General features: G+C 28.1%; 2 protein-coding genes. Both read right to left on the bottom strand.

The genetic code is table 11. The features are described 5' to 3' along the window. Nucleotides 1–307 precede the first annotated feature (307 nt). Nucleotides 308–613, bottom strand: a complete 306-nt coding sequence (locus tag FEM21_RS16035) for a hypothetical protein (RefSeq protein ID WP_035662743.1) — start codon at nt 611–613, stop codon at nt 308–310. Beyond that, on the bottom strand, nt 594–2,612 hold the full coding sequence (locus FEM21_RS16030; protein WP_035662740.1) for a hypothetical protein: 2,019 nt from the start codon (nt 2,610–2,612) through the stop codon (nt 594–596). Before FEM21_RS16030 ends, FEM21_RS16035 begins: the two co-directional genes overlap by 20 nt. Between the last annotated feature and the right edge of the window lie 301 nt (nt 2,613–2,913).

Here is a 2,913-nt window from a genome sequence, read left to right as displayed (position 1 = left end):
GTTTTAATCATACTTAAATTTTTATTCATAATTATATTTTTATTTATATGTTATATGTTTTTTACTGCTTAAAGTTTACAAATTGATTGAATTTTATTTTTTTTGCTGTGACATCAAATTGCTTTTTTTAATAAAATAAATTATACCATATTTAGCAAAGACATTATTGTATATAAAATTGAAAAGCTACAACTTTTAGTGTTGTAGCTTTTTGGGAATTTATTGATTGCTCTCTTTGTGGGCACGTAAAAAATTTCCGCGCTATACGTTTCAAGATATTTACTGCATATCCGAGCGGTCGGGTTTGTTATTGTGGTTGTAAATTATATTTCTCAATTGCTGTTTTATAGGTTGCTTCAACACTGTCAAGAAACCTTGTTTTGTTAGTTAAAAAGTCGTTGAATTTTCCCCAAATATTTTTGTAAATAATATTATGTGCAGGATTTTGAAGTAGTTCGTCTTTGTATTCGTCCATTTCAAATTCAACTGTGAAAGCAAATTTTAGTAAAGACAACAAATGGTCTTTATTTATTTGATCAAGGTCTGTCCAATTTTCTAAAGTTGCATCTAAGCGATAATAGCCTTTATTGTTTTCAATCTTTAAGTATTTCATAAGTTTGAGTTTTACGTTCAGTGTAGGCATCGATTCCCGCCTCTAAACAATTTAAAATTGTATCATAGTTTTTGATTTTATTACCGTCTGAACAAGTTAGTTCTTTATCTGAGGGGTAACCTGTAAATACACGATATACAAAATCTTGATTTTCGATATTTTTTTGTGTTACTGCAACATAGTTTGGTTTTATTGATGCGCCAACTGTACTATTATGAGTAACAACTACAACTGGCATTAATTGAGAAATATCTTTAATTAAAGTATTTATTTCTTTTTTCAAGAAAAGATTGTCAAAAGATGACTCAGGTTCGTCAATTAAAAGTATGTCATATTTGGTTGCATCTTTAATTTCATGTATTAAATTAAATTCAGAACGTTCGCCTCCTGAAACTTTAAAACCGTCTTTATTTAAAGTTTTAGATTCTATTTTGATAAAAAATTTATACAAACTCGCATCTTCAACTCCAATTTCTTTAAGTTTCAAAAGGTATTCATAAGGATTATTGTATTTGCTAAATGGAGTACTGTATGTTTTTTTGTCACGACCTATTTTTTGCAAATCAGAAGCACTTTCAATTAGCTTTGTAGATGTGATTATTGAAAATTTACCTAATTCTTCTTTGTTGATTTTCCTTTGTTTTTTTAACTCTCCAACAACTCCTTTAAATTTCTCAATTTTCATTTCATCAATTGCAATATTGTAAAAATCAACATTTTCAACAAATGTGCTTGTCGTTTTTATCCGCAACTCACGCTGAACATCTCCAATAATCGTATTTAGCCATTTCTTTTCTTCATTTTCAACCTTTGAAAGAATAGCTTTTTGAATTAATTCCAATAATAAATTTTTAAGATTATCTTGTGAAATATACTTTCTGATTATTTCTTGATATTCGTTATTTTCTATCAAAGTAATAACCGATTCAATAAGATTATCAAGATTTTTTAAGTCGTTTATAGAAAAAGATTCTTCACTAAATAAATTACACTTAGAATATAAGTCTTTCTTTTCACTTTCCAATGCAAATTTTTTAAGAGAATCTATATACTTTTCAATATTTAAATGATTTTGTTGAAGGTCAATTTGAATAACATCCTCAATAGCTAATTTAAATTCGCTTAGATAATTATTATGAATTATACTTAACCGTGTATCATTTGTTTTATTAAAAGTTTCTTCATCGTTTTGTAGTAATGAAAACTGTTTAATATATTTTGTATTTCCTGATGATGATGCAATTTTATCAAGTGTTACCGTTTTACCTGAAGAACGCCCGCCCAAAATTATGTTTAAACCTGTTGATAATTCTAAACCATCATCAGTTGCTTCAAAAAAATCATTACCACTTTCTTTAGTAAGAGATATTTTGCTTTTATCCGCTAAGCAGGATTTTATACCTGCTAAAGAAATATCTTTTAAATCAACGAAAGTTTGTCGCGTAGGAAAACTTTTAAGGTCGCTTCTAAATCGCATATCGCTGAATAAAACTGGCGTAAGCACGTTTTGTTCCTTCATCATTCGTTTAAACTTTGATACACTTGCAACTTCTCCAGATGTTATATGAGGCTGTAAAGCTGTTATTGTTGCTTGTTTAATTTCGGGACTCTTGTCATAGTGAGGAATCAAGATATATTTACTAAGCTCTGGGAAAATAGATTTTAATTGTTCAAGTGTGAGAGTATCAGTATTTGTTTTAATTATTGCAGACACTTTTTTACATTTTTCGTCAAAATTTGAAATTTCAAAATCATCAATATCCGTAATGAGCAATAAATGTCCTCCCTCTAAGTCAATTTCTATTCCAGGGAAAACAGGGATTGTCAATGAGTTTTTGATTTGATAATACTGATTCAAATCAAATACATTATGGTTTGTAATCGCTAAAGCATCAATTCTAAGTTTTTCAACGTATTCTTTAACTTTTGAAAGTTCAAAATCAAACTCGTAGTCACTGATTGTTTTAACTGTATGTGTATGAAGGTCTATTTTTTTCATTTATTTCGGTAGTTCTTTAAACTGATGCACAACTAGTTTATATATACTATAAAATGACTCCAATTTACCTGAATATTAGGTGACTTTACGCCATTATAATAGTAATTATTTTTCCGAATATAAACATAATATTTTTCCTAAAACTAAAAATCCTACAAACAACAAATAAAATCGTTCATTGGTAAGAATTACCACAAAAAAAGCCCAAGAACTAAATCCTGGGCTTTTGCTTTTTATACCAAACATAAATACAACACAGTCCAATCGTTATGGTATGATGCCGTTATATATTTCATTTAGA

It is taken from the genome of Flavobacterium seoulense (genome assembly GCF_000695795.1).
Lineage (GTDB): Bacteria > Bacteroidota > Bacteroidia > Flavobacteriales > Flavobacteriaceae > Flavobacterium > Flavobacterium seoulense.
Note: the sequence above shows the minus strand (reverse complement) of the source record. Positions and strands in the feature narration are given on the sequence as shown.